This window comes from Duganella levis (assembly GCF_009857605.1).
Classification (GTDB): domain Bacteria; phylum Pseudomonadota; class Gammaproteobacteria; order Burkholderiales; family Burkholderiaceae_D; genus Rugamonas; species Rugamonas levis.
Window position 1 is genome coordinate 1 of record NZ_WWCT01000035.1, and the last position, 23,286, is coordinate 23,286.

Annotated in this window: 19 protein-coding genes and 1 tRNA gene; 12 read left to right on the forward strand and 8 right to left on the reverse strand. The window is 53.0% G+C overall.

Features of this window, described 5'->3' with window-relative positions:
- Positions 1 to 912 precede the first annotated feature (912 nt).
- Together GTP69_RS28140 and GTP69_RS28145 are read right to left on the reverse strand one after the other, a co-directional pair.
- A complete protein-coding gene (locus GTP69_RS28140; protein WP_161057983.1) occupies positions 913 to 1,902 on the reverse strand; it encodes a hypothetical protein in 990 nt (329 codons plus the stop codon).
- An 80-nt stretch (positions 1,903 to 1,982) separates the two neighbouring features.
- The gene (locus tag GTP69_RS28145) at positions 1,983 to 3,986 is read right to left on the reverse strand and encodes a DNA primase family protein (RefSeq protein WP_161057984.1); all 2,004 of its coding nucleotides are present in this window, start codon (positions 3,984 to 3,986) and stop codon (positions 1,983 to 1,985) included.
- A gap of 769 nt (positions 3,987 to 4,755) precedes the next feature.
- On the opposite strand from GTP69_RS28145, the gene GTP69_RS28150 reads away from it, so the two are divergent.
- Both GTP69_RS28150 and GTP69_RS28155 read left to right on the forward strand, forming a co-directional pair.
- Positions 4,756 to 4,917, forward strand: coding sequence for a hypothetical protein (locus tag GTP69_RS28150; RefSeq protein WP_161057985.1), 162 nt, complete (start codon positions 4,756 to 4,758; stop codon positions 4,915 to 4,917).
- A 101-nt stretch (positions 4,918 to 5,018) separates the two neighbouring features.
- A complete protein-coding gene (locus GTP69_RS28155; protein ID WP_161057986.1) occupies positions 5,019 to 5,606 on the forward strand; it encodes a hypothetical protein in 588 nt (195 codons plus the stop codon).
- 45 nt (positions 5,607 to 5,651) lie between these two features.
- Here the strand turns inward: GTP69_RS28155 and GTP69_RS28160 are convergent, their stop codons facing one another.
- On the reverse strand, positions 5,652 to 6,101 hold the full coding sequence (locus GTP69_RS28160; RefSeq protein ID WP_161057987.1) for a hypothetical protein: 450 nt from the start codon (positions 6,099 to 6,101) through the stop codon (positions 5,652 to 5,654).
- A gap of 175 nt (positions 6,102 to 6,276) precedes the next feature.
- Between GTP69_RS28160 and GTP69_RS28165 the strand changes: the two genes are divergently transcribed.
- From GTP69_RS28165 to GTP69_RS28185, 5 genes are all read left to right on the forward strand, one after another.
- Positions 6,277 to 6,819 (forward strand): hypothetical protein, encoded by a 543-nt coding sequence (locus tag GTP69_RS28165; RefSeq protein ID WP_161057988.1) that lies wholly within the window; start codon positions 6,277 to 6,279, stop codon positions 6,817 to 6,819.
- A 277-nt stretch (positions 6,820 to 7,096) separates the two neighbouring features.
- A complete protein-coding gene (locus GTP69_RS28170; RefSeq protein WP_161057989.1) occupies positions 7,097 to 8,278 on the forward strand; it encodes a radical SAM family protein in 1,182 nt (393 codons plus the stop codon).
- A 13-nt stretch (positions 8,279 to 8,291) separates the two neighbouring features.
- On the forward strand, positions 8,292 to 9,035 hold the full coding sequence (locus GTP69_RS28175) for a hypothetical protein (RefSeq protein ID WP_161057990.1): 744 nt from the start codon (positions 8,292 to 8,294) through the stop codon (positions 9,033 to 9,035).
- A gap of 296 nt (positions 9,036 to 9,331) precedes the next feature.
- On the forward strand, positions 9,332 to 9,628 hold the full coding sequence (locus tag GTP69_RS28180; RefSeq protein WP_161057991.1) for a hypothetical protein: 297 nt from the start codon (positions 9,332 to 9,334) through the stop codon (positions 9,626 to 9,628).
- Positions 9,629 to 10,213: 585 nt separating this feature from the next.
- Complete coding sequence (locus tag GTP69_RS28185; protein WP_161057992.1) at positions 10,214 to 11,380, forward strand: tyrosine-type recombinase/integrase; 1,167 nt, start codon at positions 10,214 to 10,216, stop codon at positions 11,378 to 11,380.
- Positions 11,381 to 11,542: 162 nt separating this feature from the next.
- On the opposite strand, the gene GTP69_RS31910 is transcribed toward GTP69_RS28185, so the two are convergent.
- From GTP69_RS31910 to GTP69_RS28195, 3 genes are read right to left on the reverse strand one after another with little or no spacing between them, the layout of a single operon-like run.
- Entirely contained in the window at positions 11,543 to 11,938 is a 396-nt protein-coding gene (locus GTP69_RS31910) for a ubiquitination-like system serine protease family protein (protein ID WP_371868170.1), read from the reverse strand.
- A 35-nt stretch (positions 11,939 to 11,973) separates the two neighbouring features.
- A complete protein-coding gene (locus tag GTP69_RS28190; RefSeq protein ID WP_161057993.1) occupies positions 11,974 to 13,170 on the reverse strand; it encodes a ThiF family adenylyltransferase in 1,197 nt (398 codons plus the stop codon).
- Positions 13,145 to 13,429, reverse strand: a complete 285-nt coding sequence (locus GTP69_RS28195) for a multiubiquitin domain-containing protein (protein WP_161057994.1) — start codon at positions 13,427 to 13,429, stop codon at positions 13,145 to 13,147. Before GTP69_RS28195 ends, GTP69_RS28190 begins: the two co-directional genes overlap by 26 nt.
- 156 nt (positions 13,430 to 13,585) lie before the next feature.
- Here GTP69_RS28195 and GTP69_RS28200 point away from each other — a divergent pair, with 156 nt between their 5' ends.
- The 4 genes from GTP69_RS28200 (at position 13,586) to GTP69_RS28215 (ending at position 20,510) form a co-directional block, all read left to right on the forward strand.
- Positions 13,586 to 14,473, forward strand: a complete 888-nt coding sequence (locus GTP69_RS28200) for a BrxR family transcriptional regulator (protein WP_161057995.1) — start codon at positions 13,586 to 13,588, stop codon at positions 14,471 to 14,473.
- Between the two features lie 118 nt (positions 14,474 to 14,591).
- Positions 14,592 to 17,693, forward strand: a complete 3,102-nt coding sequence (locus tag GTP69_RS28205; protein ID WP_161057996.1) for a type I restriction endonuclease subunit R — start codon at positions 14,592 to 14,594, stop codon at positions 17,691 to 17,693.
- A gap of 14 nt (positions 17,694 to 17,707) precedes the next feature.
- Positions 17,708 to 19,342, forward strand: a complete 1,635-nt coding sequence (locus GTP69_RS28210; protein WP_161057997.1) for an HsdM family class I SAM-dependent methyltransferase — start codon at positions 17,708 to 17,710, stop codon at positions 19,340 to 19,342.
- Complete coding sequence (locus GTP69_RS28215; protein ID WP_161057998.1) at positions 19,335 to 20,510, forward strand: restriction endonuclease subunit S; 1,176 nt, start codon at positions 19,335 to 19,337, stop codon at positions 20,508 to 20,510. The genes GTP69_RS28210 and GTP69_RS28215 overlap by 8 nt, the downstream gene beginning before the upstream one ends.
- A gap of 438 nt (positions 20,511 to 20,948) precedes the next feature.
- On the opposite strand, the gene GTP69_RS28220 is transcribed toward GTP69_RS28215, so the two are convergent.
- Positions 20,949 to 21,722 carry a hypothetical protein gene (locus tag GTP69_RS28220; protein WP_161057999.1) on the reverse strand — a complete coding sequence of 258 codons (774 nt, stop codon included), beginning with the start codon at positions 21,720 to 21,722 and terminating at the stop codon, positions 20,949 to 20,951.
- 183 nt (positions 21,723 to 21,905) lie between these two features.
- Positions 21,906 to 21,981 (reverse strand) — tRNA-Phe (locus GTP69_RS28225).
- A gap of 77 nt (positions 21,982 to 22,058) precedes the next feature.
- Here GTP69_RS28225 and GTP69_RS28230 point away from each other — a divergent pair.
- Entirely contained in the window at positions 22,059 to 23,279 is a 1,221-nt protein-coding gene (locus tag GTP69_RS28230) for an FAD-dependent monooxygenase (RefSeq protein WP_161058000.1), read from the forward strand.
- Positions 23,280 to 23,286: the final 7 nt, after the last annotated feature.

Here is a 23,286-nt window from a genome sequence, read left to right on the forward strand (position 1 = left end):
TAGTAATGCCACGTCGATCACTCCAATTCCCCACTCAATGTCATGAGTAGGATTGTGAATTAAACGTGGGTCAGTTTCGTGTGCAAATTATGCGGCAAAGTGGGTCAGTTTTGGATGCAAATCAACATGGGGCAATTTGCACGCAAATTGCCCCATGTGAAAGCAATAAATCAGAGGAAAATCAAAGTCTTACTGGTACGAATTTGCACGATATTTTTCTACAAATAGTGCATAAATTTTGCAGATCAGATTCGATGAAAGCCGTCCTGGGCTGTTGCGCCAGAACGCAAATAGCAACCTGCCTCCTATGTCAAACCGGCTGCACAAACTCGGCTTCAGACAGCACCATCACGCGCGCGCTCTAGGAGGTGCCGCAGCCTATGTTTAAGTGCTCCAAGGCGACCGCCTTGCCGAAGATAAGGCGGCCCGGGGTAAGCGCCCAAATCACCCACAATAACGGGCAATATTGATCTATCGTCGTCGCTCTTGATGTTGAAAGCTTTGAAGCATGCGGCATGCGCAATAGACCAGACCAAATTGTTGCAGGTCGTACCAAAATTGAAGTACGAGCCTGCAACACCAAGGCCCTAGTACGGTGAATTCTCTGCTAGATAGGGCATAAATCTTCCGACAGCATGCGCGCATGTGCACGCGCAGCATGGATCGATATATCGCCCAAAATGCCGAGGATTTCGCCGTAGTCGTACTCGCCGTCAGTGTGCCGGTACATCACGGTGATAGCCCCGTCCATGCCCCGTATGTAGTGTAGGCCTTGAACGACAGGGTCGGCGTGTTGGCTTCCAAGCCTCCAGTTTTTTATGTTCATTCTAGAATTGCTTTCAAGTCAGTGGAAAATCTATTTACTCAGAATGAGGGCCGCCGAGCTCGACATGTTCGGCGACCAAGTAACCCTTACAAATTTTTGCGGCGCTGCTTCGCTATAGCATTGCGAGCAGCAGACTGATTCATCGAGTACGTGTAACCTATGTCGCTGGAAATTTCGAGGCCCAGGCCGCTATCCATCTCGATGGCAATTTTGGGCAGGGAACGAGCGTCCTCGGAAACCGTGAGGAGCGAAAGCTGATCATCGCCCTGAGAATTTTTTTTCTTGGCATAGTCTAAGAAGGCGATCAACTCATCCTGACACTCACTTGGCAACATGTCCATGACGTCGGCACTCTTCGGCCACTTCCAATCCGGGATTGCGATGATGGGCAATATCACGTGCGTTGGCGTGACGATTAGGTCCTCGTGAAGAACCTGGTCGATGTAGCCTGCAGCCACAAGCTTAGTGCCATAAAACCAGTAGATCGGAGCATCCAGGCAGACGTCGAATTCATAGCTGCCTTTGGCCGTTGGAAGCTCCAGATAGGCGATGACCTTTGCTAGCGGAGAGTGGAAGACAGAATCAGGCGCATCGACAATTCCGAACGCCTGGAACCCATCATCATTTTGAGGGTACACATTCAGCGTGACATCGCCTACGGTATGGCGTACCGTGATCGGCTCGTGCTCCAAGGCATCCTCAAGGTCGATTTCCTCGTTGTCGTAGTAGGAGTAGTACAACGTCTCGACTTCAGCGATAGCGTGGCCGGCAGCATAGGCGCGGCATAAATTGAAATGGTGAACGGCATGCTGCTTTCCCACCTCCTTGCCTTGCTTCTTGCGCTCCGCACTCAGGGTCTCCACAATGTCCTGAAAAGTCCAGTGTTCAAGAGCGCCGTGGCTTGCTGCGAAGTAGTCCAGCAGGCGCTTTACCTGCGCCGGGCTGCTATTAGTAAAACTCTCGATATCGATCTGCTGTTCATCGACAGGATCGATGGCGGAGCGTTGGACGCCCGCAATGAAGGCCGCAGCTTGGGGATCAATATTTTTGCTTGGGTTCGTATTATTGAAATTCATAATTTATTCTCACTTTGGGATGATGACGCCCGCCAAGCAGATGGCGAGCGCTGCGTCGTGATTGCGTTGAACGTTGGTTATTAGCCTTCAGTGCCCGTACTGTCGAGATCGCCGAACAGTTCGTCAGCGCTGACTTTCGTGCCCTTGCGCGCGATCGCCACCACGTTGCTGGCGGAAGGCACATCATCGGCCTCGGTGCTCACACGCATTTTGGCTGCGCGGATTGGCTTGCCACGCGACTTCCGTAAGGTCTCGATGCCAGCCTCGGACAGGCGGCGGCCGAAGATCGCAACGTTGGTAGGCTGGAAGCCGTTCGTCGTGCAGAACTCGCGATATGCTTGATACAGGATGCCGACAGGCGTACCGTTGGTGCATGGGTCGAGGCAATCGTGGTTGAACAGCGAAACGGAATCTGCCTCGATGCGGTATGCCTGGACAGTGGCGTCGGACGATGGCGGCGGCACGAAGCGACCGCGTTCGAGCAGCCGCGCCAGGCCTTCCAACGACCAGACCAAGATGCCAGCGAGCTCGCCGGTTAGCGTTTGGCTGAGATTGGCATCCCGTTCTTCCGGCGAGAACACCTTGTTGAAGGCGAGGATGCATGCGCGGCGCGCGAAGCCGCCAGACGTGTCCTTCAGGCGCGGCAGGTGGTTCGTGGCAGCGACCAGCTTGACAGTGGGAATGAAGGAGTACGGGTCCTTATATTTGGGTTCGGCATCAATCGGTTCACCTGACGTGATCGACTTCAGATGGCCGTCGACCAGCGTGCCGTCGGCGTTCATCTCCGTCGAGATGTTCAGCATCTTTCCTTCGAGCGTGGCGCGGACAGCGGTACGGTTGAGGCGGTCGAGGTGAGCCCAAGTGGTGTTCTCGCGGCCAACAAGGTTCGCCATTACTTCGAGCAACACGCTCTTGCCGTTTGCGCCTGCGCCGGTGAGCCAGAGGAAGCGTTCAAATTTATTGGAAGGCAGGAGAAGGTATCCCATCCATTCTTGCAGGAACTCTACACGCTCGGCGTAGTCTGGTTCTGCACCCCAAATTTCGAAAAGGAACGTCAGGAAGCGTTTCGCTTCGGCGGCAGGGTTCCACTCGATATCCAGTGCGCACATGCGGCGGTGCTCCGGGGCATGCGGAAGCAGTTCACGCGTTACAGGATCAAGTGTCCCGTTCTTCAGGCAAATCAGGCGACGCATCGCTTCTTGGCCTGCTTTGTCCTCTTGCACGTTGATCTCGTTCGCCAACTCCGAGCACATGATTTTCAACGTCTCGGTGGCCTCATAGGCGCCGGCTGCCGACAGGTCGGCATACTTTTCGAGAATGAACTTGGTAACTTCGACGCGCTGGTTGAGCTTGCGCCAATAGCCATCGGCATACACGCGGAAGTTTTCGTTGTAATACCAGAGGCCGCCCGCGAAGGCTTTGCGGACTTCGTCTGCGATTTCGCGGCAGGACATATCGTCCGACGATTTCGAGGACGATTTTTTCTTGCGCGCCTTCATGATAACGGTTTCGATCACGGGCGTGACCAGCAGCATTTCGACATCAACGGGTTTGTCGCCCTCGATCACCTCAACGAAAGCGTCCGCCTTACTGGCCTTGGGGTGGCTTGGCGTATAGAAGATATGGGAGATATCGCGCGTGGCCGTATCGGATTGCGCGCCCAGCAGGTAGTTCATCGCATCCCATGCGATCGGCCATTCAGCTGGAAGTATCGGGCGTGACGGCTGGAACACAGCGCGGAAGCAGTCGTTGCCGGTCACATGGCTGAAAGTGGAATAGATGATGCAGGTCCAGCCCTGCTGTTTGCAGCGCGCGATGAAAGCGTCCTTATTGCCGCTATCAATATCCAGGACGACGAAGTTCACCTGAACTGCATTTTCCTTCTTGCGGGTCGTGTTCGGCACGAACTCGGCACCAGAAAAGGCTCCGCCTTCTTTTTCTTCGCGCTCATCATGGACGCTGAACAGCGAGACGAGTTCGGACCAGTCAACCTCGTGTGACTGGGGACGGTTATCCTTGATGCTGCCGAACAGGCTGATGATGCGTTTATTCAGCGTGGTGGTAGCAGTGTGCAGCTTTTTCATTATGTCGGTCCTATCTGGGTTAGGTAGGCCGACGCCGATTTTTCAGTTCTTATGCTGCGATTTGCCGATCAATTCGGCTGTTAGCTAGCGAGGGCCGTTTCGTTCAAAAGAGGAACGAGAGGGGATGAGGATGGGGGAATAATTTCCACGGCGTCGGCCTTAACCCGCGTATGAACGCGTCATGTTAAGTTTATCGGTCACGACAACGATCAGCATTTAGATCTCGACTCCGAGACTGGCAGATCGTGGTAGTGGGGGCGACAAAACGATTCCCACAAAACTCTTAGGCAGATGGCAAGTGCGACGTAATTCAGTCGCGGGCCATCGGACCCGAATGTATTTGCTGGCGCGTCTGGTTGGTTCGAAAACCATCCTTAAGACGCTGAATCGACCGTATGGGCTAGGAGTAGCCTGTGGAAGGCCTGCCGTGTAATCTTGCGATTTTGTGGGTATTTGCTGTCCGCGCGGCAGGCGGAATTGGACAGCTCCCGATATACTTCTGTGTTGCTGGCCGGAATCATAGAGGGACTTTCGTGATTTCGTCAACAAGTATATAAATTTATTTTTGCGCCACGTTTTTGGCAGCGCAACGCCGAACAGCCACCGGTAGACAAATAGTTGTAGGACGCGCGCCCCGCCGATGGGCTCGGCTCGTAACGACAAAAAGTTGAGGTATATATAATTTTCATGGTTGAGCCCAGCCAGAGTCCGAGGCCTCGCAATGGTCTTCGGACTTTTTCATTTCAACGTAGAAAAGGAAATCCCACCCATGATTGACATCACGGCAAAACCGATCTGGACGTGGTCGAGCCAGAACTCGCCCGCACGTTCGCTCAGTACCCGAACAAGCAATGCAGGTGCAACAGTTCTCAAGCAAGCATTGCTGCCACGCAGCCTTGACCTCGCTTTCTCGCTCAAGTACCGGCGCTGACCTACCTGCAACACCCAGCATCAAACAATTTGAATCCCCATGACCGCAAAGTCATGGGGATTTTTGCTTTCTGAAGTAGGAACACACAACAGGAGATCGACATGACCAAAATGTCCCCCATGGATTCATCCGCGACGAGTACCGAATCATCAATACCCACCGACGCGACCACGCCGGAAGCTGCAATCACACAATCGTTCTGGCTGCTCAAGGAAGGCATTGCACCCAAGCTGGGCGCGCGCTCTGAAGGCAGCATCGGCTACAACGTGCTCGCTGACATTGGTCGTCAGCAGCTTTTCATTGCCATCACATCGAACAGGGGAGGTGGGTATTTCAGCAAAGAGCGGGTGGACTTTACGAAGATCGAAGCATGCCTGGATACATCCTTGCCTGCCAAGCCCTTTCCTTCAAAGACCTTCAAGGAAGCCTTCGTCGGTCGGAGCAGTAACAACGCCGGGTTCCTGACAACTGCCCTACGCAATGAAGGTTTGATTGCTGCAGCGCCTGAAGCTGAAACGCAGCATGTTCGTTCTGGCGATTGGGCTGCCTGGAAAAAAGTGATGCTCGCCGAGACCGGAAAACTGATCGAGATCGACATCAAGGGCGTTGACAAAAAGACGCTCGAAGCCGAGCCGATTACGGATCACATGGAACACAAAAAAACGCTGACGGTGCCGCGTAAAAAATAACCTCGCATCCCATTGCTGCTCAGCTCAGATCAAGAGCCGAATCGTTCAGTGCTGGGCGTCCTGCTCATCAAGGACGCAACGCACGATCTTTTCTACCAATCGCACGTTCGACGGCGACAGCCGCGTCAACAGATCAACGACAGGCGCTAACGCGGCCTGCTGCTGGCTGACGACAACGCCTCCCGCAGGATTGGCGGCATCATCATGAGCAATGCTGCTTGCCTTCGACGCCTTCCGTGCCCCCATCCCGAAGCGCAGCCATTGCGGCGATACGCCCAGCATATCGGCAAGCGCCAACAGCTTGGCTTGTGTCGGTATCGCCTCCGCAAATAGCCACTTTCGCATCGTCTGGGCGGCCATCTTGTGCTGCGGGTACAGGCGATTGAACTCGTTCGTTATCTGCGTGGGGCTGGAAACAGGTAGTCCTGCGCGGGCTAGCTCCTTCTTTAACCGGTCGCTGAACTGCTGCCTAATTGTTTCGTTTGTGTCATCCATGAAGCCGGACGGTATCAACTTATACAGTAACTATGTAGTACCAAGAAGTTTATTTAAAACCATATAGTTACTGTAAAATTACTCTGCGGCACTTAAATGCTCGGCTTCTGGACGCAAATATCCAGCATGGCCGGTACTCCCAAATTCTTCAATCGCTTCTCATAGGAATGTAATCGTGAAAAAAAACAAACTCGCCTTATTCGCCGCCGGGCTGTCGATCCTTTCCGCATCGGCTCTCGGGGCAACAAACCCATGCATCCCCTACGCAACCGAGGCCAATGCTGCAATTGCCAAGGCGCTGGCCGCTGATGCAGTCAGGACGTATAACGACATCTACTTCAACCGGAAGGGCGCCTTCATCCTCAAGTCAGACTACAGCGGCGAGAACTACGACTTCATCCTGAAGTCCTATACCCTCCCTGCCGGCCTGGGCAAGAAGATGTACTACCGGTTCACTGACGCGATCTTCAAAGGCACCCGCAACGATACCGGCGCTATCGTGTGCAGCATGCGCGGCGAGTATAGCGATGGCTTCTCAGTCCGCACCGATGTGCGCAACTTCGATATCAACCACGAAATAGTCTATAGCCGCGAAGAGCCACGAGGTGGCACAACATTTGTTCCTGCTGGCGTGGCGCGCTGGGTGATCATGTGGGCCATCACCAAAACGGTGGTTAATGATCCTGGCTACAAGGCCGAGATGGCGAAGTTCCAATAGCAGGCAGGAAGCGCCGAACTCACTATAACCTCCATCGAGCCGACAAGGCTCCCGCCAAGCGCCCGACGATCCCCGTGGATCTTCGGGCGCTTTTCATTTTCCCCTACCAAATCGAGGCTTCAATCATGAGCAATCAATCGCCGCGGCCAATCTTGACCTGGTCACGTAATCCCCCACAGCCAATAGGCGCGCGCTTCGTGCAGCGCTGCGCCGACTTCATCCACCATTTCACTCAACTGGCAAGCTGCATCATCGCCCCGCACCGAAAGGACCGGACATGAAACCGGACATCGTTAGACCGGTATCGCCAAACTTTACGATTATCGTCAACTGGAAAGCCAAGGGGTTCGGCTGCGCCAAGGCATGCTCTTACTGTAACTGGCGCGATTCGCCGCTGCTGCCACATGGCGGTCAAGGCACAGAGACAATTTCCGCGTTCATAACAAAATGTGATAAATCGTTTATCACAATTAGCGGCGGTGCAGATCCACTATACCGATTCGAGGAGTACGGCCCGCAATTGCTGGCAATGATCCAGACCATCAAGGAGCATGGCTACAAGGTCCGCATCATCACCCGCGAAATCCAGCACATCGCCGAGCTGCGGGACATCGTGGATTACGTCTCGGTGTCCCTGGACGCTGACGTACTGGACGCGCTCGGGCAATTTCAGCACGAATGGGATGGGATGGACGTCGAATACTCACTGGTCCTGCCACCGTTACCCACCTCGGACATCGCCACGTTAAAGCCCCAGTATTTTGCGCTATACCGCCATCTGGGTAAGCGCCTCGTACTCCGCGAAAACCTCAACAGCATCTACCCGCTCAATTTTGGCGAGCTGACCTTCGGACATAGCGGCATCGTGTTCGTCTCCAAGGAACTATGCTTATCCGGCCGCTACCTGTCTACGGTGGATTGCGTGGGCCATGACATCGTACTGGATACGGAGCGGCTGGCGCAGTACCTCATGAACGAACCGCGCCTGTATCTGTTCGGTGGCTTCGCCAAGCACCTGCTATCACCAAGGGTTCATCCAGAATTTACGGACATCGACCTTATCTCGCTGAGCGCCGATGTGATGCTGATTCTGGAAGATCAGTTTGCTTTCAAATTCAAAGAGGTATCGCAGTCAGCGGCCAGCTATCCACGCTACTTTCTTGGCAGGTCAGCTCGCGCGGGAAAAACCATCCAGCTCATTTTGATGAAGTCACCAGCAGACGCAATGAAATTTATTGCCGGTGCACAGTACGACGTGGACCGTGTGAGTTTCAGCGCCGGTCAATTCCATTTTGACGGCTCGGTTGGCGAGCAGGTCATACGCCGTGCCGTTAGCACCAAGCAGATAAATCTCGTCAGCGGTACGCGTGATCTCAGCTTGTTCAACATCAATCGCCCCATCGTCGAGCAGCGTCACAAAATCAAGCTGCTGCGCAAGGGGTTCACCATCAACGAATAGAGGAAATCAAACTATGCAAGCCAAGATCTATGTCTATATCAGCCCCGAGGCTATGGAGACGGTCAATACCATCAAGGACCTAGTTTACTATGACCGGGTTAGCCTAAGTGACGACCCGGCCACCGACCTCACGGCATCTCCAGGGTACTACCTCAACACCAATGCACTCAACCTTATCGAACTTCCTGCCGATGCTGAGGTAGCAATTCATCTAACACCTGCGAATGCCGCCACCTATCAACAGCATGTAAAAATCAAGGCTGAATTGCGGGGTGTGATATTTTCCGGCGCGCCAAATTTGCCGAACGACTATGCAAAGATCATCGCGTACTGGTCGCCACTCATTGCGACGTATCACCATCGCGGTGCCGTGTACTACCAAAACGTGTTGAATTCCTATTGCGTACAGCTTGTCGATCTCGACGGTATGGAGGATCCCGTCGTCGTGAACGATGCTGAACACGCTTCTGATTTCCTCGTCAGCGACGGCCTTGTCGTCACCGTCACCGGTCTAATGGCGATTGTGGAGGGTATGAATCCTGAGCAGTTCGTCGCACTGACGATTCCGATCAATCCAATCATGCTCGGCATCGAGATGGAGGGCTATCATTCTGAGGAAGACTACGCCATTCATCCCACCCCGCAAATGGAAACGCTGTACCTGCGCATCGCTGATATCTTGGCATCGCCAGACGTCAACCATATCGAAATTTCGGCCATCAGGGCAGAGCTGTTTGACTATGGTTATACGTACTGACGCCAATTGTCAGGACACCGACGACCGCAACGGTTAGCAACACGTTGAAACCCTACCAGTATGCGTTTGCGCAGCATCGCAAAATGAGCAGGTGCCTCCCGCCTCAAAAAAACTTCCTGAACATGCGCCATCGAAGGAACGTTTGAACGACTGCCGTGCAGCCGGAATCGATTACCCCAAAGATCGTGACGGCACATCAAGAAACAATATTCCGAAGCCAGAAGACGCTCCGTCCTGCACCACATTGTGCTGGGTGCGAATGCTTGCCATGTCTACTCACCAATAGAGGATTTTCTATGAACCAACCCACTACCAGCAATGCTATGTTATTCCCCCTGGGCGATCTCGTCGTCACACCCGGCGCGCTCCATGCACTCGAAAAAAATGGTGTCGTTCCAATGCGCCTGATCTCTCGACACATGCGCGGTGACTGGGGCGATGTGCCGCCCGATGATGCCGTTTCGAACACCGATGCCCTGCATATCGGCGCGCGTGTGCTTTCGAGCTACACATTGGCGGATGGTGCGCGTATTTGGATCATTACCGAAGCTGATCGTTCGGCCACCACGTTGCTACTGCCCGACGAGTATTGATCCGGCCGCCGTCGATAATACGGCCCGACTTTTTGGTGCGCTCTATATCGCTGCCGAAAAGTCTTGGTTGTTGCCTCCCTCCCTCCCCAGTTGATCGAAATTCAAATCACTGTTGGCGATTTCACTCGCACCTCGGAAATCACGTCGCGGGGAGGGAGGGAGGCAGGTTTTGAAAATTCCTGGCAGAGCGAAAACAGATTTACCAGAAATGGACCAGAGCCGGATTCGATGCCAGTTTCTATAATTTCCGTTTTGCCGGGAACCCTTGCGGATGTTGGCTCTATGGAGTGCACGGCCCGCCGCGCCACACGCGGACACAAGGACTAGTGAAACCACCGTCACGTTGTCTTAGTTTGCTTCTCTTTTTCTCACCAATGCAATTTTCTAAGCAATAGCAGAAGACGGCGGCGATACAAAGAACTCGTTGCCGCCCCGTTCTAGCGGCCTATCACAAACAGCCTTCTTGGAGGAAACGTGAACAACAATATAGGGAGGAAATTTTAGTAGGTCTCCCTTCAACCAACAACAGCCGCCCGTGGTGTCAGCCATCGGCGGCTTTTTTTATGCACTTTCAGGAGAACTTACATGGCAAGCCGCAAATACAATTTCACCACCAAGATCTGCGAAAAATTGGCTGGGCCAGCACCGGGATCGAAGGCAAAGGAGATTGAATATACTGATATGGCTACAAGCGTCAAGCTGATGGTATCGAAAAACCGCAAGACCTGGTACTGCCGTTATACCTTCAATGGCAAGAAGCCCGCGATTCGCATCGGGGAATTCCCCGGAATCTCGGTTGACGAAGCACGTAAGAAAGCTATCGAGTATGGCGCGATGGTCGATCGCGGCATCGATCCGAAATCTCAGATTGATATGGTCAAGGGCATGCCGACGTTTGCGGAATTCGCAAACGATGAGTACATGCCTTATGCTGAAAAACACAAGCGCTCCGCCGACATGGACGAGAGCAAGCTGCGCCTGCACATGCTCAAGGTATTTGGTCATAAGCGCATCTGCGACATTTCCCGACGTGACGTCGATATGTACCGTACCGCCATCGCTCAGAGCCACTCGAACGCCACAAGCAATAGGCACTTGGCACTGCTGTCGCGCATGCTGGGCCTCGCGATCGCCTGGGAACGCGGCATCGTAAAAAATCCCTGCGCCGGCATCAAAAAATTGCAGGAATCGAGCGATGTCGGACGCGCGTTGAAGTCCGATGAAATCAAGCGCCTGCAAATGGCCCTTGATGCTGAGCCTAACCGCCTCGGTGCTCAGGCGATCTTGCTCTTGATGTACACTGGCCTGCGCCATGCAGAAGTGCTCACGTTGCCGTTAAGCGCTGTCGATTTAAAGGAGGGGACGATATTCTTAAGCCATACGAAGTCTGGCCGCTCGAGATATGTCACGTTGAACCCGGTAGCGATCGATCTGCTCAAGAGCATTAAGCCGACGCCGGGTAGCCCCTGGGTATTCCCCGGCGTTGACCCGAAAAAGCCCATGAATAACATTCGCAAAGTCTGGATGCGGGCCTTGGCATCCGCGAAGGTCAAGCACGCGCGTATCCACGATTTGAGGCATTCACTGGCCGGTGCTGCTGCCGTGGCTGGTGTAAGTCTATACACCATCCAGAAGATGCTGGGCCATGCAAGTTCTCAGACGACCCAGCGGTATGCCCACCTTTCGGACAGCCGCGCGATGCGCGATGCATCCATGGCTGCTGTGACAATGCTCACCAATACTGATCGCTGATCAGCAAAATCATATTTCCCGCATGGGTGACTTCAAGTTTATCGAAGTCACCCATGCGGGATTTTTTTTGTCTCCGAACACCGCAAGCGGCCCGTGTGTGTGGAGCACACACAGCAGCGTGCCAGATTGCCGAATCTTACGCTCTCCATGCTCCAGATCTCGCTAACTGGAAGTGAGCCACTTTGTAAACCGCTTCCATAGCCCTGGTCCCTGCACAGTCGGAGGATTTGTTGGCGCGGCCCGCTTCTTGCCAGCCCGTGCGAAGTATTCTTGCTTTGCAGCTCGATCCAACCGACGGCCACGTTCTATCTCGGCTGCACTCATGTCTCCCGCCCACACGACCCGATTATTTCGAATCCAATAGTGCGACCGACACGGAAAGCTCCAGTTGCCAATCGAGGGGCGTAGCGTGACGCCTCCAGCCGCAACGGAAAGCGACCACTCTGTGGGCTTCAGCGGCGTCACCACCTTTTGACCACAGCCGCAGCAACATTTGTGAATCGCTGTGCCGTATTTCTTCGAGATGTACAGGACTCCTTCCTCGATTACCTTCGGCATCAGCTCCACATATTCAGGCCTCAGCTCACTGGCCTTCACGCTTTCTCGTCCTTCGTAATCATGTGCGTGTTAATGGCGTACACCGATTCGTGTTCCTGCATCCGGTCATCATAAATTCCGAAGTATTTCTTCCAGCGAATGACAGCCATGATGGCATTGAGCGCATTCAGTTCAGTCACCTGAATGTTCATGCCGTAGTCGTTATCGAGCTGGGTATCGTCCGTCGGCACGCGGCGCGCGAAGTGATCATGCTTCTTCGGCGAGCATAGAGTAGTCCTGACTTGACCAACCAATGTCGAGGCGTCTTTGGTCATCTGGATATGCATGCCCACATCGATAAAAGGCACACCGCGTGGAATCAAGACATTCGCGATGAGTTCCCGGACTGCCCCCTTATCAACGCAGATGAAGACGAAGTCGAACTCTGCCAACTGCTCCACATTTTCTTCTGTAACGTATTCAGCATGAGGCACAACCCCGCGACGCATGCTGCTGTAGATACGCGAATAGCGCAGTGCTTTCGACTCAGGCGACTGCAGTTCCGCTATTGATGTAGCTCCGGGTGCCCGGTAAGCGTTATGCGAGTAATAGGCATCGCCGTCAAACAGATGAATTTCGCGCACGTGGGTTTTGGCAACTTGATCCAAGATGAACGACCCCGTCCCCCCGAGACCAACAATGGCGATTCGCAAAGGCGAGAGCTTGCCGGCGAGCGCGCCGATACCAGCTCGGGTTGAAGCCGTATCCGCATAAAGAAATACAGAGTCATCAGTTGTCAAAATCGGCTTGTGCAGCTTCGCTGTAGCTTGCGGATCGACATGCTGTGCCGGCGCGGAAATGACGTTGACGTAATGAGACATTTTCGCGTGATAGTCTGGGTAGACGCCCGTTACCGGCGGCTTCGTCGAAAAGCCGTGGTCGGTGACAATGCCATCCCCCATATCGTTTCGACCACTCGAATGCACGATGCCTGAAATCGGCAAGCCGTTCACCGTGCAGGGGTGCTCACCGATGAACCATGCCTGATGATTTGCCGAAGCATTCGTCAAACCGTCCTCCTTGAGGAAAATCGGACAGACCAACGTGCCACGCAAAATTGTTCGTTGAGCGTTGAGGTAAGGAACATCGTGCACCAACAGATGCAGCCCTGTCTTGTGCACAATTTCCACGGAATATCCGTCATCCTGCAACCGCTGGAGGTCGGAATTACGACTTATCAGATCGGCCAACATTGAACACCATTCCTTTCTTCACTTTGATAGTGTCGCCGTCCACCATGGAGCCTTCAGGGCCATGCGGGTCGGAGTAGGTCACAGTCCAGGCAACGTTTTCACCGAACTGGCCGTCTGGAAACGCGAGCAAACACAACTCGCGAAACGTCAGCTCCTTCTGCTTAATTTCGAAGGGTTCCGCGTTGATAACAATCTCGAAGGGCTGGCCATGGTCCGCGCCTGCCGCAGCGTGTTCATTATGGGTAATTGGCTGATTCATAGTCGTCTTTCATCGACAGATGGAGGCCGGAACGTGGCCGATGAGTGAACTGTATCAGGATATTCATTACGTGGAAATAATTTTTATCACGTCATATTTTATTTTGCGACGAGCTCGACTAATGTATAATTGCGAGCTAACTTGGGGGAGTTGTTTATGGAATTACAGCGCGATACGCAGCGTGAACGCCTGTTTTACATTGATTTTTTGGCATTTTTTGTCGGCCAAGTTGCACGTAAGGACCTCGTGGTCCGGTTTGGCATCAGTGAGCCTGCTGCGACAAAGGATTTGTCCCTCTATGCAGAACTGGCCCCTGCCATGTTGGAATATGACCTTCGGCAGCGCTGCTATGTCTATGCCGGCGGAGCTCCACTCTTCACCCATGACGTTGACCAATCGCTGTACTCGCTGTCTGGGGAACGCGCAATTGCGCTCAACCCGGAGCATGCCAAGCGGCTGGCGAGCAGCGTACAGGCTTCAATAAAGAGAAAAGTACCGGTAGACCTTGTCGCTGCGCTGACCCGTGCGATGTACCAACACAAGCAAGTTTCAGCTACCTATGCGTCGCTGGAAAGCGGAGCAAGTGAACGCATCCTGTCGCCAGCAGCGCTGGTCCATGACGGTCTGCGTTGGCACATTCGCTGTTTTAACCATGCAAAGAAAAGGTTCACGGATTTCAACCTCGCGCGCTTCCACGCGGTAGCCGAAAGTGGCCCTTCGGAAAAATCGATAGACCAAGATCCCGAATGGACCAAGGAAGTTGCAGTTATCCTGGGGCCGCATCCCCAAGCAGACCATCCTGAAACTATCCGCTTCGACTATGACATGGAAGGCGATACCAAAATCGTTACCATGAGCTTGTGCCTGGTGCCGTACTTCTTACGACATTGGCACATAGACACAACACCGACTGGTACTAAGAACCCAAAAGAACATCAACTGTTCCTTCTGAATCGACAGGAGCTAATTGATCAAGAAATCGCGGGTTGGGTATTCGACGCGGACGTAGCTAAAGAAGCGCCGCTCACCGCTCGCTTCGAATAGGCAGGTACGGGAAGGTCCACCTTCCGAGCTGGATGAATAGGGGCACTGGAAGTGACACCGACGAATATTTCGAAATTGCGGTACTAAATTCCAACGATGTACAGGGAGAGCAAATCTGATGGTTTTCAGCGAGGACTCACGAGTCAAAATTCCATGCATCTTGCACTTGGTGCGGCTTGGCTACAACTATCTTTCCCTGAAAGATGCAACCTGGGATGAAGAAACCAACATCTTCCCGGAACTTTTCCGAGCAGCCATCGGGCAGATCAATCCGGGCATCGATGGCGGCGACATCGATCGCCTGTTTGCCGACGTCAAACTTTTGCTGGATAACGAAGACCTCGGCAAGGCCTTCTACGAAAAACTTACGGAACGTTCCGGCGTCCGGCTAATCGACTTCGAGAACTTTGACAATAACAGCTTCCATGTCGTTACAGAGTTGACGTGCAAGAACGGTGACGACGAGTTCCGGCCCGACATTACTCTGCTCATCAACGGCATGCCGCTGAGCTTTATCGAGGTCAAGAAGCCCAATAACCGCGAAGGCGTACTTGCCGAGCGCAATCGCATCATCACACGCAGCAGGAATCCGCGTTTCCGTCGTTTCGTCAACATAACGCAGCTGATGGTCTTCTCCAATAATATGGAGTACGACGATGGCTCGCCGCAGCCCATCGAAGGCGCGTTCTATGCTAGTCCGTCCTATGACTCGCCAGTTTTCAACTATTTCCGCGAAGAAGAAGCACTGGATCTAGCGACCCTGCTGGCAGAAGAGAATGACACCATTGAGAACGACGTGCTGCGCGACAACAATCTCAATGTTATCAAGCACAGCCCTGAGTTCCTCAGCAACAAATCGCCCGATGCGCCGACCAACCGCATTTGTACCTCACTGTTTAGTCGTGACCGGCTGGCCTTCTTGCTGCGATTCGCGCTTGTCTATGTAAACGAGACTGATGGGCTGCAAAAGCACGTCATGCGTTACCCGCAGCTCTTCGCTACCAAGGCGATCGAGCGCAAACTTGACGCTGGCGTGCGTAAGGGCATTATCTGGCACACACAAGGTAGCGGCAAAACTGCGTTGGCGTACTACAACACCCGCTTTCTGACTGACTATTTTCAGCACCAAGGCATCATTCCCAAGTTCTATTTCATCGTCGATCGACTTGATTTGCTCATCCAGGCGCAGCGGGAGTTTGCGGGGCGCGGGTTGGTGGTGCACAGCATTGATAGTCGCGAAGCCTTCGCCCGCGACATAAAGACCACGAAGGTCCTGCACAATAATACCGGCAAGCCTGAGATCACGGTGGTCAATATTCAGAAATTCCAAGATGACCCTGATGTAGTGCGAGTCGAGGACTATGACGTTAGTATCCAGCGCGTCTATTTTCTCGACGAAGTGCACCGCAGCTATAACCCACAGGGTAGCTTTCTTGCAAATCTCACTCAGTCGGATCGCAATGCAATCAAGATCGGGCTAACTGGTACGCCGCTACTCGGAGACGATTACAACTCTCGCGCGCTGTTTGGCGATTACATACACAAGTACTACTACAACGCGTCAATTGCCGACGGCTACACCCTGCGCTTGATCCGTGAAGAAATTGCCACTAACTACAAGCTCATTTTGCGAGAGGCGCTCGCCTCTGTGGAGTTGCAGCAGGGCGATATCGACCGAAACCTTATTTACGCACACCCGAAATTTGTCGAGCCCATGCTCGATTACATCGTGCGTGATTTTGAGAGGAGCCGCAGCGCTCTGGGTGAGGTTAGTATCGGCGGCATGGTTATTTGCGACAGCGCCGAACAGGCGCGCCAGATGTTCGAAATTTTTAACGCTATCTATGCAACTCCGTCCGCATCGACCTATGCCGTGCAAGACTCCGCGCAAGCATTGATTGCCGCTACAAAGCCGGAGAGCTATGCTGCTCGCGCACTGCTGGAGAACCGGGTTAAAAGTGCGGCGCTGATTTTGCACGACGTGGGCAACAAGGAGGAGCGTAAGCAATGGGTTGAGGACTTCAAAGCCGGAAAGATCGACCTACTGTTCGTTTACAACATGCTGCTCACTGGCTTTGACGCAAAGCGCTTGAAGAAGCTCTACCTCGGGCGGGTAATCCGTTCGCATAATCTGCTGCAAGCGCTCACCCGCGTGAATCGTACATATAAAGACTTTCGCTACGGCTATGTCGTCGATTTCGCAGATATCCGGAAAGAGTTTGATGCCACCAACAAGGCATACTTTGACGAATTGCAGGCTGAGCTGGGCGACGAAGTGGCGCATTACTCTAATCTGTTTAAGTCTACAGAAGAGATCGCTCAGGAAATCGAGTCCATCAAGGATATCCTTTTCAGTTTTGATATCGAAAATGCTGAAGTATTTTCCCGGCAAATCAGCCAGATTCAAGATCGCCCAACGGTGTTGGCGCTTAAGAAAGCATTGGCCGATGCGCGTAACCTTTACAACCTGATCCGGCTGCAGGGTGACAACACACTTCTACATCAGCTCGATTTCCAAAAGCTCAATCAACTTTACCGCGAAACCAGCAATCACCTTGATCTCCTCAATCTCAAGGAAAGCGTTGAGTCCAGTACTGATACCAGCAACCTACTTAATGTTGCGCTGGAAGATGTGCTGTTCATGTTCACCAAAGTCAAGGAAGAGGAGCTCGTTCTGGCCGACAAGCTGAAGAATACGTTGCGCCAGACTCGTGAAGCCCTGGCCAGTAACTTCGACCAGCAAGATCCGAAGTTCATTACCCTCAAGGAAGAGTTGGAGCGGCTGTTCAAGATAAAAAGACTTAACGAAGTCAGTCAGGCAGAAATGACCGCCAACATTGGCGCGCTGAGCGCCATTCACGAAAAGGTCAAGGAGTTGAATCGCCAAAACAACCTCCTTCGGGCGAAATACCGGGGCGATGTCAAATACACTCGTATTCACAAGCGGTTACAAGAGCGAGATGTAATGACGCAAACTGAGCGCCGCCTCTTTGAGGCACTCATCGGCGTCAAAGAGCTGGCCGATGAGCAAGTGCTGCAAAACACGCAGCTACTGGATAACGAAAGCTATTTTGGTCGAATGATGATGCCCATTGTGATCGGCGAGTTTCATACTAATCAGAAGATCGAACTAAATCCCGATGCTGCCCGCGCTATTAATCAGCTGGTGGTAGCCGAATACATGAATGAATTTACTGCCGGTTCTCGAACTGGCAACTGAACAGGAGTACAGCCTTGGTAATACAGGAATTTGAACAACGTACGCGCGAGCTGATCGACAGCCTTAAGGCCATCTGCGCTGCCTATGGTCTTGGCAATGATGGCAATGAATTCAAGATCATCACCCAGGTCTTTCTATACAAATTCCTCAACGATAAGTTCGCCTTTGAGGCCAAGAGAATTCGACCGGACCTGGCGAAGGCCGGTAAGTGGGAACAGGCGATCGCCAGTTTGAGTGCTGACGAGTTGGACATGCTGCAATTGCAAATGGGGCCTGACACCGCGCGCCTAAAACCTGAGCACTTTATCGCTCACCTGTGGAACCGCCAGACTGCACCGGAATTTGCCAAGTTGTTCGATGATACTTTGCGTGACATCGCCATCAGTAACAACGAAATTTTCGCGGTCAAGACCGACGGCGGTGCCAAGATCACCTTGTTCGACCGGGTTAGTGAGTTCATCACGGACCCGTCCAAACGCGATGCCTTCTGCCGCGCTATCATCAACAAGCTCGGGGATTTCAGTTTCGAGCGCATCTTTACTCAGAAATATGATTTCTATGCCGCGCTCTTCGAATATCTAATCAAAGACTACAACAAGGACAGTGGTGGCAAATATGCCGAGTATTACACCCCGCACGCCGTGGCTAAGATCATGGCTGCGATCCTTGTACCCGAAGCCGTGCGTGGAAAAATAAAAAACGTCAGTTGTTACGACCCGTCTGCAGGCTCCGGCACGTTGCTGATGAACATCGCCCACGCGATCGGCGAGCAGCGTTGTAGCATTTATTCGCAGGACATCTCGCAGAAATCATCGAGTCTGCTGCGCCTGAACCTGATATTGAACAATCTGGTCCACTCTATCCCGAACATCATTCAAGGCAACACCATGCTCCATCCCTATCACAGGGACGGTAAGGTACTCAGGCGGTTTGACTACATCGTTAGTAATCCGCCGTTCAAGATGGATTTCAGCGACTTCCGCAATGAGCTGGACACAAAAGAGCATCAAAAGCGCTTCTTTGCTGGGGTGCCCAACATCCCTAAACAGGCCGTGGACAAAATGGCCATCTATCAGCTCTTTTTGCAGCACATCATTCAGTCGCTTAAACCAGGTGGTAAAGCCGCAGTGGTAGTGCCTACTGGCTTCGTTACGGCGCAAAGCGGTATTGACAAAGCCATTCGCCAGCACCTGGTGGACAATAAAATGCTGGCTGGCGTAGTCTCCATGCCGAGCAATATCTTCGCCACTACAGGCACAAATGTCTCTATTCTATTCATTGATGCCGCTAACAAAAAAGATGTGGTGTTGATCGACGCTTCCAGCCTTGGTACCAAGATCAAGGATGGTAAGAATCAGAAAACATTACTCTCAGAAGAGGAAGAAGACCGCATCATTGCGACCTTCAACAGCAGAAATGCGACAGAGGATTTCTCAGTAATTGTGAGCTATGAAGACATCGTGGCTAAGAATTACAGCCTGAGCGCAGGACAGTATTTTGAGGTAAAAATCGAATACACCGATCTGACACCTGCACAGTTCGCAGCGAAGATGAAGCGGTTTACCAATAATTTGGACACGATGTTCAAGGAGTCGGCAAGTTTAGAACGAAAAATCATGAAGCAACTGGCGGCGGTGCGGTATGAGTAATGCAACTCCAAAGCGATTAGGTGACCTAATAAACCTAAAACGTGGTTACGATTTGCCTGAAAGTCAGCGGAAACCTGGCCCTTATCCTGTCATCAGTTCTGCAGGTATTTCTGGGTACCACAACGAGTACAAAGTTGAGGGGACAGGCGTTGTAACTGGGCGCTATGGAACTTTGGGAGAAATGTATTACGTCGAAGGTAAGTACTGGCCTCACAACACCGCACTATACGTCACAAGTTTCAAGGGTAATGATCCTAAGTACATCTATTATCTTTTGAGTTGCCTCGGCCGAATCCGTACGTCCGACAAAAGCGCTGTACCCGGCGTAAATCGCAACGAATTGCATGAAATGCCGGTTCCTGCCATAGATGACAAGAAACTGCAGGGAAAAATCGCCGCTGTCTTATCTGCACTCGACGCCAAAATCGACTGCAACAATCGTATCAATGCCGAGTTGGAAGTCATGGCCAAGACGCTCTATAGCTATTGGTTCGTACAGTTTGACTTCCCCGATGACAATGGTAAGCCCTATAAATTTTCTGGCGGTAAGATGGAATATAACCCAACCCTGAAAAGGGATATTCCAAAGGGATGGATAGGTTCAAGCATTTTGGCAGTGGCCGATTTGCTCGGCGGGGGAACGCCGACAAAGACGAAGGCCGAATATTGGGGAGGCGATATTCCCTTCTTTACGCCAACGGACGCAGACGGAACTATCTTTAAATTTTCTGCCGCAGATTACATTACTGATGCTGGCTTGAAGGGTAGTAGCACTAAGCTTTTCGGCAAGCATACTGTTTTCATCACTGCGCGTGGTTCTGTTGGCCGATTGGTATTGGCTGGTGTCGACATGGCTATGAATCAGTCCTGTTATGCGCTGCGTGCCAAGACGGGCGTCAGCCATGTATTTCTGTTCTTTCTAGCCAAAGAATTGATCCACCACCTGCAAGTCAAGTCTTCCGGGTCGGTATTTAATTCCATCGTCTCAAATGATATCGAGCTTACTAATCTTGCAATTCCTAAGGGTGAAATTATCAAAAAATTTGCAGCGGTTGTTGAGCCATTGTTCGAAAAAATTTCAAACAACACCAAGGAAAATCAGCGTCTTGTCGAACTTCGCGATTGGCTCCTTCCCATGTTAATGAGTGGCCAAGTCACGATAGCCTGACGAGAGCGGGCATTTTAGGAGTGACATCAGATTTGAGCGCTTCCGGTTGCAATCTGGAAGCGTGGAGTCATTGCGCTAGCAAGATATGGCCTGTCAACATGGCCACCGTGTCAGATATATCGCAAGCGGAGGTATAGGCAATATTCCTTCGGTGGTTAAGCGTACTGGAGATGGCCGGACACGAGAACTGTGATTCCACAAGCGAAACGCCGATTCGTATGAATCGGCGTTTTGCAAGGGATATTACTTGTTCCCTGTGTCTTAACGAGTATTTTGAGTGAAAGTTTAGCAGCACACGTCTGCCCGCCAAGCATGGGGGGGGCGGGGAGGGGGCGGACGATTGGGCGATTCGGACGATTTAGACTCTGTGCGGTTTATGCTTCCGCAGAGGCCAGCAGGAGCGAGACATGCGGCCTCGCGAAGGCTTGAACGAATAAGTCAAAGGTGCTTGAGTTTCATGTAGTCGATGCAAAACTTTTTCGACATCAATAGCAGTAGATCCATTGCCTCATTTAGATCTGTCATTGGAATCTTCTTTGTTAGTGGTGTCTGGCTACTTCCATGGCGCGCGTAAATTCCCAAGAATGCACTCTTATTGCAAGCGAGAGTGAATCTCTCGATTTCGACTGGTGGTGCAAAATTATCAATATTGAAGCCGCACTGCTTTGAAAGATGCCGAATAGTATCGAGGATCTTATAGAGAGTTCCCCAAGTCAGAATCTTCTCCATTGTGGTGTTGGTCGTGATAATCCCCAGTAAGAAAAGAAGTCCGCGTAGATCGGCATCGTTTTTTGAGGAGTTAAGCAACCAGGCTGTGAAGTCGGATTTCACGTCGATTCTGGCGATGCGGTCAATTGCCGGGTTCGACGAAAATGGCATTTCCTCAATGTCGCAAACATCAATGTGGTGATGTCGGCCGGTATCGAGGTGTAGAAACCCGGAGAAAGTTATCTTATTTGCTACGAAGCGTGCGTTTCCGGCAGCGGCATTCATTGCGCCGTTGAGCAGGATCTGCAAACTGTAAAGGCGGACAGCGGCGTCGTTAGGATCATCAACCGCGTCAAGATGATAGGAGTAAGCCGAGAACTGGTAACCTTGCTCATTATCGTAGGAAAAACCGATGTCGGTTCCGGGGAAATGGTTGCACATCGACGGAAGGTAACTCCCTCCATCGGCGAAAATTTCCCACTTGTGTGCTTGTTCAAAAGTCATATCGTTTTTTTATCAGTTGCTTGCGACGGGCGATGATACCTTAAACTGATTTATGCAATTCGGTCGGCGCTCGGCGTTGTTGAAATCGCTGCGCAAACCGGAAATAGGCCGGACACGAGGATTTCTTGAGCTGAAAACAAAAACGCCGATCAGCATGGATCGGCGTTTCGTCAAGGATGTTCTTGGTGGCCCGGGGCGGAATCGAACCACCGACACAAGGATTTTCAATCCTCTGCTCTACCAACTGAGCTACCAGGCCAAGGAGCAGAATTATAGCATCCCGCCGGAAAAGTGCAAGGGCCAATTTCCATTCATCACAAACGCTATAATGGCCGGATGAATAAGCCCACCACCTCCGCGGCGCTGCGCGTGATCGAAAGTGATATTTGCATAGTTGGCAATGGCGCGATTGCCAAGACCGCGGCGCTGGGCCTGGCCCAGGCCGGCCTGAGTGTGACGCTGCTGGGGCCGCCTTCGCCGCCGCCGGCGCCAGCGGCGGCCGATCCGGGGTGGGACGCGCGCGTTTATGCGCTCAATCACACCGCGCATCACCTGCTGTCGTCGCTTAAAGTATGGGATGCGCTGGACCACACGCGGGTGGCGCCGGTCGATGCGATGATCGTCCACGGCGACGGTCCGCATGCCGGCGGCTTGGCGTTCGACGCTTACGGCGCCCACACCAACGCGCTGACCTGGATACTGGAAGACCGCAACCTGAATCAGGCGCTGGACGCCGCGCTGCGCTTCGCCCAGAACGTCAAGACGGCCACCGGCCGCGCCACCGGTCTGCTGCGCGACGGCGACGGCGCCAGCGTGCTGCTGGATGACGGCACCAGTCTGCGCGCCGCGTTGGTGGTCGGCGCTGACGGCGCCCAGTCGTGGGTGCGCGGCCAGTGTGATATCGGCCTCGATTATCGTAGTTATAACCAGTGCGCCGTGGTGTCCAATTTTGCTTGCGAGCTGCCACACCATGGCGCCGCCCATCAATGGTTCACCGGCGCCGACGGCATCGTCGCCTTGCTGCCGCTGCCGGGTAACAAAGTGTCGCTGGTGTGGTCGGCGCCGGAGCAGCTGGCCGATACCTTGCGCGCCGAGTCGGCGCAGCAGATCGCCGACCGCCTGGCGGTGTTCGCGCGCGAGAAGCTGGGCGCCCTGACGCCGCTGCAGCCGGAGCTGGTGCGCGATTTCCCGCTGCGCCTGATCCGTCCGCACGCGATGACGGCGCCGCGCGTGGCGCTGATCGGCGATGCCGCCCACGTGGTGCATCCGCTGGCCGGCCATGGCATGAACCTGGGCTTCGGCGATGTGGCCCAACTGATCAAGACCCTGTCCGAGCGCGAGCCGCAGCGCGGCATCGGCGACGACCGCGTGCTGGCCCGCTACGCGCGCGCGCGCAAGGAAGACGTGCTGTTGATGCAGGTCACCACCGATGGTCTGGCGCGCCTTTTCGAGACCGATATCGAGCCCCTGCGCGTGGTTCGTAATTTCGGATTAAACTTGTTGGATAAATTACCTGTGCTGAAGCGTCGCCTGATCTCTCACGCGATGGGCAAGTAGTCAGTCG

Excerpts from the sequence above, each read along its gene's own strand:
- GTP69_RS28140 (WP_161057983.1), bottom strand. The coding sequence starts at position 1,902 with ATGAATTTCAATAATACGAACCCAAGCAAAAATATTGATCCCCAAGCT.
- GTP69_RS28145 (WP_161057984.1), bottom strand. The coding sequence starts at position 3,986 with ATGAAAAAGCTGCACACTGCTACCACCACGCTGAATAAACGCATCATC.
- GTP69_RS28150 (WP_161057985.1), top strand. The coding sequence starts at position 4,756 with ATGATTGACATCACGGCAAAACCGATCTGGACGTGGTCGAGCCAGAAC.
- GTP69_RS28155 (WP_161057986.1), top strand. The coding sequence starts at position 5,019 with ATGACCAAAATGTCCCCCATGGATTCATCCGCGACGAGTACCGAATCA.
- GTP69_RS28160 (WP_161057987.1), bottom strand. The coding sequence starts at position 6,101 with ATGGATGACACAAACGAAACAATTAGGCAGCAGTTCAGCGACCGGTTA.
- GTP69_RS28170 (WP_161057989.1), top strand. The coding sequence starts at position 7,097 with ATGAAACCGGACATCGTTAGACCGGTATCGCCAAACTTTACGATTATC.
- GTP69_RS28175 (WP_161057990.1), top strand. The coding sequence starts at position 8,292 with ATGCAAGCCAAGATCTATGTCTATATCAGCCCCGAGGCTATGGAGACG.
- GTP69_RS28180 (WP_161057991.1), top strand. The coding sequence starts at position 9,332 with ATGAACCAACCCACTACCAGCAATGCTATGTTATTCCCCCTGGGCGAT.
- GTP69_RS28185 (WP_161057992.1), top strand. The coding sequence starts at position 10,214 with ATGGCAAGCCGCAAATACAATTTCACCACCAAGATCTGCGAAAAATTG.
- GTP69_RS31910 (WP_371868170.1), bottom strand. The coding sequence starts at position 11,938 with ATGCCGAAGGTAATCGAGGAAGGAGTCCTGTACATCTCGAAGAAATAC.
- GTP69_RS28190 (WP_161057993.1), bottom strand. The coding sequence starts at position 13,170 with ATGTTGGCCGATCTGATAAGTCGTAATTCCGACCTCCAGCGGTTGCAG.
- GTP69_RS28195 (WP_161057994.1), bottom strand. The coding sequence starts at position 13,429 with ATGAATCAGCCAATTACCCATAATGAACACGCTGCGGCAGGCGCGGAC.
- GTP69_RS28200 (WP_161057995.1), top strand. The coding sequence starts at position 13,586 with ATGGAATTACAGCGCGATACGCAGCGTGAACGCCTGTTTTACATTGAT.
- GTP69_RS28205 (WP_161057996.1), top strand. The coding sequence starts at position 14,592 with ATGGTTTTCAGCGAGGACTCACGAGTCAAAATTCCATGCATCTTGCAC.
- GTP69_RS28215 (WP_161057998.1), top strand. The coding sequence starts at position 19,335 with ATGAGTAATGCAACTCCAAAGCGATTAGGTGACCTAATAAACCTAAAA.
- GTP69_RS28220 (WP_161057999.1), bottom strand. The coding sequence starts at position 21,722 with ATGACTTTTGAACAAGCACACAAGTGGGAAATTTTCGCCGATGGAGGG.
- GTP69_RS28230 (WP_161058000.1), top strand. The coding sequence starts at position 22,059 with ATGAATAAGCCCACCACCTCCGCGGCGCTGCGCGTGATCGAAAGTGAT.